Genomic DNA, 6,562 nt, shown 5'->3' with positions numbered 1-6,562 from the left:
GCTTCTTGCTGGTCTCGTAGAGCTGCAGCAGCTTGGAATTCTCGTTGTCGTACTCCCAGTTGAACTCGGTGAAAACCTGGCTGCCGATCGACCAGCCTGTCTGGACCACCGCCAGCGTGTAACGATGAAGGGATGACATGCAATCTCCTTTGGCGCTCATGGGTTTTGACCGTTCTCCCCGCCTGTTCTGCTTACCCTAGCCGGTGGTGGGATCGGTCTTGAATTTGCTTTTGCTTCCGGCTATAAACAGAATCATAATTCTCTTTCTTGTTATTTCAAGGGTCCGGCACAGGATCCGCAGAAGCCAGGAGACATTGATGCAGTTCCACAATCTGACTGTCGCGCAGATCACTCGGGAGACCGAAGACGCCCGTTCCTACGCGCTTCTGGTCCCCGATGCGCTGCAGCAATCCTTTGTATATCGCGCCGGCCAGCACCTCACTTTCCGGGTAAACGTGGACGGGAAAATCCTGCTGCGCAGCTATTCGCTTTCCAGTTCGCCCGAGGCAGGCGGCCTTCCGGTCGTCACCGTCAAGCGCATCCCGGGGGGCCGCGCGTCGGGCTGGTTCCATGCGCATGTCGACGCTGGCACGCAACTGGAGGTGAGCGCGCCGACCGGCCGGTTCGTGTGCGAGGACATGGACGCCCCGCTCTTCTTCTGCGCGGCGGGCAGCGGCATTACGCCGGTGCTGTCGATGATCCGTTCGGCGCTGGCATCTGCCAGCTGCGCGATGACGCTCTACTACGCCAATCGCGATGCCGACAGCACGATCTTCGCGGCGGAGATCGCCAAGCTGTCCCGCGGCAATGCCGATCGGTTGGCCGTGCACCTGCACCACGACGACACCGATGGTTTTCCCGAACGCGGCAAGATTGCCGCCCTGCTCTCGGCGGTGCCACACTGCCAGCTCTATCTGTGCGGCCCCGGGCCGTTCATGCAGACCGTGCTGGAGGCCGCTGAAGTGGCCGGCATGGCGCCGGGGCGCGTGCATCTGGAGCGGTTTGACGCGGCCGCGCAGGAGGCCGAGGTGGCAAGCGCGGTGCCAATGCCTGCGCAGGCTTGCGACGCAACGGTAACGCTCGGCGGCGCCCTGCATGTGGTGCGGGTTGCCAGCGGCCAGTCCCTGCTGCAGGCCGCGCTGGCCTGCGGCGTGGATGCGCCCTATGCCTGCGAGGAAGGCTATTGCGGCTCGTGCGCGGCCAAGTGCGTAGATGGCGCGGTCGTCCACGCGCGCAACGATGTTTTCAGTGCCGACGAGCTTGCCGCCGGCTGGATCCTGACCTGCCAGGCGCGCCCGCGCCAGGAGCGGCCGGTCGCCATCACCTTCGACGTATGACACCCGAAATCACGGCCCCCTTTGATGCCGCGGCGCCAACGCTGCGCGCGGGGCTGAAACAGCCCCGCCAGGAGAGAAGCGAGGCCACGCTGAAGGCGCTGCTGGCCGCCGGGAGAGCGCTGATCAACGAGGCCGGCAGCCTGACCGGCTTCTCGCTCGCCGATCTCGTGCGGGCCGCGTCCACTTCCGTTGGCGCGTTCTATGCGCGTTTTCCGGACAAGGAGACCTTCTGCGCGTTGGTGCTGGAAGACACACTGGCGGAGCTGCGTGCCGAGCTGGACTATTCGCTGGCCACGGACCCCGCCTGGAACGCGGGGCCGGCCCACGCGATCTGCACGCGCATCGTCGGCTTCTATATCGGCCTGTTCCGCAAGCACCGTGGCCTGTTTGCCGCATATATGCGGCATAGCCCCGCGCAGAACCCCTTGTGGCAACCCATTCGCGAGGCCAACCGGCAGATCCTCGATGCCATGGTGCCGCGCCTGGCCAGCCGCGTCGCCGCGGGGCGCTTCAGCGGGCCAGATGACGAGACCCGCATCGCGGTCCAGCTTGTCATCAGTGCATTGACCAACATCGTGCTGCATACGCCCAGCGCCCTGGATCTGTACGATCCGCGCCAGGAGCAACGGCTCACCGAGATGCTGCACCGCTACCTTGCCTTRCCAGCGGCGGACGACGTCTCGCCTACGCTTCCGGCAACATCAGATAGCGGCACATCATGCGGATCAGGTGGGTTTCCAGCTTGCGTTGCTCCAGGTGCAGTGGGCCCGGATCGTTGAGCAACAGATTGGCCAGCGTGCCCACCAGGAACTGAATGGCGACGCGCACCTCGAAGTCCGCGGTGCCAGCGCGTGGGGAATCGAGTCGCCTGGCCAGCAATGGCACAAGCAAATCCTGGATGCGGCGGTTGGCCTGCCGCATGGGATTGTCGCCGCCCCCGATCGCGGAGTAGTGGCGCAGGAAGCCTTTGAACAGGCCACGATTCTGGCGGAACTGGCCTACGTAGACGCGCACGATGCGCTTCACGATGGCCGTAGCCGAACCGGCTTGCCAGACCGGATCCCTGGCGATCGATTTTTTCGTGAGCGCTTCGGCTTCGTCCAGCGCAGCCTCAAGCATGAATTGGAGGAACGCCTCCTTGTCCTTGAAGCGGGCATAGAAGGCGCCAATCGACGTCTCGGCGGCCTTCACGACGTCATTCAGGGAAATGTTATCCAGGTCGCCGCGCTGCTCTGCCAGCGCACGCCCCGCCTTGATCATGTTGCCCAGGTTCTGTTCGCTGCGCGGCTGGCGTGGGGGACGCATGGCAGGCGGGGTGACGGTGGCTGCGGCAGGTCCCTTTGCGGCTCGCCGCGCGGGCGCGTCCTGGCGAGCGGACGCGCTGGCTGGCGTCGAGGATTTTCGGCGAATAGGCATGAAGTACAAATAATCGATAATCGATAGGCGCAAGCAATGCCGCATTATGCGGCCTTCTTACCTGTCTTTTATGCCAAGGTGACCAAGCTGGATCGTTGCGTTGGCCTGAGCTTGGTGCGCTGCGTCTGGATGCATGCCCCGCGGGTTCCAGCGGGGCATGTTTGCTTCTGGCGCGGCGCCTTCCCGCAGGGGCGCCATGGGTGATCAGGAGAGCCCGACGTTCACCTCGCCAGCGACCCGCGCGATGCACGCGATGGCATTTTGCGCCATCGGCGACGGCGTCCGGTTGCGCAGGCTGACAACGCCCATCTCGGAGAACAGCGACGGCAGTCCCTCGATGCGCAGCGGCAGCAGCGCGCCGGCATCGAGATCGGCTTGCACCGATGTCTGCGTGGCGGCGAGAACCGTGTCGGTGGACAGCGCCACGGCCCGCAGGATAGCAATGTCATCGCACTCGAGCGCGAGCACGGCTTCCTCGCCCGCCGGCAAGCCGAGCACCCTGGCCAGCTCGGTATTCAGGACGCTTGGCAACTTGGTCGCCGCGACGCCGTACTGCCAGGCATCGGCTACCGTGCATTGACGCCCGGCAAGCGGATGCTCGGTGCGTACGTAGAAGAAACCGGGTTGCGTCCCCAGCGGACGGATTTCCAGTGCAGGGTCTTCTGGCAGGTCGCGCACGTCCGCGACGAAAAACTCGATGTCTTCGGCGCGCAGGCGTTCCAGCAACTGCTTCCAGTTGCTCTCTTCCACGCGTAATGCCACTTTGGGATAGAGGCGCCGTAGCTCGGACAACGCCCGCGGCATCAGGGTCGCCGCCGGGAATGGCCCGGCGCCGAAGGCGGTGTCGCCCAGCTGGCTGTCTCGAAAGAGATCGACATCGCGCTGCAGGCACCGCGCATCGAAGAGCAGCCTGCGGGCCCGCCCGATCACGAACTCGCCGGCCGGGGTCGGCCGCACGTCGCCCACGTCACGATCGAACAGGCGGATGCCGAGGTCCGCCTCGATGGCCTGGATACTGCGGCTGAACGCAGGCTGGCTGAGGTGAACCCGCTCGGCCGCCCGCGCGAAATGCAGAACATCGGCAAGCGCCAGAACGTGGCTCAGGCGGCGAAGGTCCATCATGATGCGTTGCTCCATACGCATTGGAACATTGCATAGTATGCATTGGACGCATTGACTGGGCAAGCCTACAGTCAGCCGCAAAGCCTTTCAGGTMAAAAAGCGAGATCGGAGACAACCCCCCAATGAGTCCGCACCTTCAGAACATCTTGATCGTGATCGCCATGCTTGGTTTTGCCTGCATGGAGTGGGTCACGCGGCGCTACAAGAACAGCGTCAACCCTACCCTGGACGATACCAAGCTGGAACTGGCGATGTTCGTGAGCCTGCTCGCGATCACCCAACCCCTGGCCTTGCTGGGGGCCGGCAAGCTTTGCGCCTGGCTGATGCCGGAGCAGCAAGGCGCGTGGGCACACCTGCCATGGTGGGCAATGGCCGCGGTCCTGCTGATTTGCGACGACATGACGCAATACTGGTGGCATCGCGTGTCGCATTCGCCGTTGCTGTGGCCTTTGCATCGCGCGCACCACACCGCGCAGTACATGAGCWTCCGCATCACGTACCGGAACAATTTCTTCTATTACCTGATGATGCCGGGCCTGTGGATTGCAGGTGTGCTGCTGTATCTGGGTTTCGCTAAAGTCTACGGTGCGTACCTGGTCATCAAGCTGACTGTCATCCTTGGCGCGCACAGCGCATGGCGGTGGGACGAGCCCTTGTACCGGATCCGTGCACTGCGTCCGCTGATGTGGATACTGGAACGCACGATCTCCACGCCCGCCACCCACTGGGCGCACCATGCAATGACGAATGAGGACGGCATCGGCCACTACAAGGGCAATTTCGGCAATCTGCTGTTCTTCTGGGACATCCTGTTTGGCTCGGCGCACATCACGCGCAGGTATCCCGCCAAGATTGGCTTGCAGGACGACGTGCTGTTCGGGCAGGAGCGCTGGTTCACTCAGATGTTCTACCCGCTGTTCCAGTCGCGCCGCGCACACTCCGCGCTGCGCTTCGGTGGACGGGCTTATGCGGAGACCGAAACCCATTCCGATGCAGCACCGCAGGTCGATAAACAGCAGAGGTCCACATGAATGTTCGCGCTATGACAGAGGAGCTGGCCAGGCAAGACATCCTGAGCGCCCGCGTTCAGGCCATGTTCGCCGCGCAACAGCAAGCCTTCCTGCGCCACACCTTGCCCGATGCCGGGCAGCGGCGTGAACACTTGCGCGCTCTCAAGCAGCAACTGCTGCGTTACCAGGACGTGCTTGCCGAAGCGATTTCCCGGGATTTCGGCGGGCGCTCTTTGGCAGAGACCAAGATGCTGGAAGTGCTGCCGACCACGCTGGAGATCCGTCATGCCATCTCGCATGTGCGCCGCTGGATGCGGGCGAGCCGTCGCTGGCCCGAACTGCTGTTCGCCAGCAACAGCCTGCGCGTCACCTACCAGCCCAAGGGCATCGTTGGTGTCATCGCGACCTGGAATTTCCCGGTCTATCTGTCACTGGGTCCGCTAGTGGCCGCGCTGGCCGCTGGCAACCGCGTCATGATCAAGATGCCGGAGACAACGCCAGCCACCAACGCCACGCTCAAGGCCATGCTTGGCGAGATCTTCGCCGAAGACCACGTTGCATTGATCGGCGGGGAATTGCAAGACCCTGGCGTCTTTAGCGACCTGCCCTTCAACCATCTCGTTTTCACCGGCTCGCCAGCGGTAGGCCGTATCGTCATGGGCCAGGCGGCGCGCAACCTCACGCCGGTCACTCTCGAGCTTGGCGGTAAGTCGCCCGCCATCGTGCTGCGCGACTATCCCGTTGGCGAGGCCGCCCGGCGCATCGCGCACGGCAAGGGCATCAACTGCGGGCAGGTTTGCGTGGCGCCCGACTACGCGCTGGTGCCGCGCGAACGCGTGGACGAATTCGTCCACGCGGTGATCGAGAGCTTCGGCGAATTATTCGGCGAGCGGACCGGGCACAATCCCGATTACACGGCGCTGGCCACCGATCGCCACGCTGCGCGCATCCAGGCGATGCTGGACGACGCGCGCGCCAAGGGTGCGACGGTGGTGGCCTGCGGCGAGGTCTGCCCCGGCCGCCGCTTGCCATTGCACGTCGTGACKAACTGCACGCCCGATATGCTGCTGATGCGCGAGGAGATCTTTGGCCCCATCCTGCCAGTGCTGCCGTACGACACGCATGAGCAGGCCATCGCCATGGTGCAGCAACGCTCGCGTCCGCTCGCCCTGTACTGCTTCAGCCACGATGCCGCCGAGCGCAAGAACCTGCTTGCGCGCACGCATTCCGGCGGCGTTACCATCAACGACTGGGCCTGGCACGTGGTCAACCACGACGCACCCTTTGGCGGCGTGGGTAACTCAGGCATGGGCACCTATCACGGCGAAGAAGGGTTTCGCGAACTGTCGCATGYGCGCACCGTGTTCAAACGGCACCGGTTCTTTCCCATCGGGCTGTTCTATCCGCCCTACGGCAATCTGGCGCAACGCCTGACGATGAAGCTATTTGTCGGCCGGGGCGATGGGGCGGTGAAGAAGCCGTTCTGAAGCCGTGCTGAATCGATCGCTATTTCGATMGCACAAAAGCAAAACCCCCCAGTACTTTCGTACTGGGGGGTTTCAAGGGAGAGCCTGGCGATTACCTACTTTCACACGGGTATCCGCACTATCATCGGCGTGGAGTCGTTTCACGGGCGTGGAGTCGTTTCACGGTCCTGTTCGGGATGGGAAGGGGTGG

6 protein-coding genes are annotated in these 6,562 nt (G+C 63.7%); 4 read left to right on the top strand and 2 right to left on the bottom strand.

The features are described 5' to 3' along the window. The first annotated feature begins 218 nt into the window (after positions 1–218). Complete coding sequence (locus tag AC1DS3_RS32850; protein WP_477109700.1) at positions 219–1,337, top strand: 2Fe-2S iron-sulfur cluster-binding protein; 1,119 nt, start codon at positions 219–221, stop codon at positions 1,335–1,337. Next, the gene (locus AC1DS3_RS32845) at positions 1,334–2,116 is read left to right on the top strand and encodes a TetR/AcrR family transcriptional regulator (protein ID WP_441632115.1); all 783 of its coding nucleotides are present in this window, start codon (positions 1,334–1,336) and stop codon (positions 2,114–2,116) included. The genes AC1DS3_RS32850 and AC1DS3_RS32845 overlap by 4 nt, the downstream gene beginning before the upstream one ends. Here AC1DS3_RS32845 and AC1DS3_RS32840 read toward each other — a convergent pair. Continuing rightward, positions 2,022–2,642, bottom strand: coding sequence for a TetR/AcrR family transcriptional regulator (locus tag AC1DS3_RS32840; RefSeq protein ID WP_441632117.1), 621 nt, complete (start codon positions 2,640–2,642; stop codon positions 2,022–2,024). The two genes, AC1DS3_RS32845 and AC1DS3_RS32840, sit on opposite strands and share 95 nt — an antisense overlap. A 315-nt stretch (positions 2,643–2,957) precedes the next feature. Continuing rightward, the gene (locus tag AC1DS3_RS32835; protein WP_441632119.1) at positions 2,958–3,875 is read right to left on the bottom strand and encodes a LysR family transcriptional regulator; all 918 of its coding nucleotides are present in this window, start codon (positions 3,873–3,875) and stop codon (positions 2,958–2,960) included. Between the two features lie 122 nt (positions 3,876–3,997). On the opposite strand from AC1DS3_RS32835, the gene AC1DS3_RS32830 reads away from it, so the two are divergent. Further along, complete coding sequence (locus AC1DS3_RS32830; RefSeq protein WP_477128799.1) at positions 3,998–4,906, top strand: sterol desaturase family protein; 909 nt, start codon at positions 3,998–4,000, stop codon at positions 4,904–4,906. Continuing rightward, a complete protein-coding gene (locus AC1DS3_RS32825) occupies positions 4,903–6,372 on the top strand; it encodes a coniferyl aldehyde dehydrogenase (RefSeq protein WP_477128798.1) in 1,470 nt (489 codons plus the stop codon). The genes AC1DS3_RS32830 and AC1DS3_RS32825 overlap by 4 nt, the downstream gene beginning before the upstream one ends. The last annotated feature ends 190 nt before the right edge of the window (positions 6,373–6,562 follow it).

The sequence above is a fragment of the Cupriavidus sp. 01L46 genome (assembly GCF_056399905.1).
Note: the sequence above shows the minus strand (reverse complement) of the source record. Positions and strands in the feature narration are given on the sequence as shown.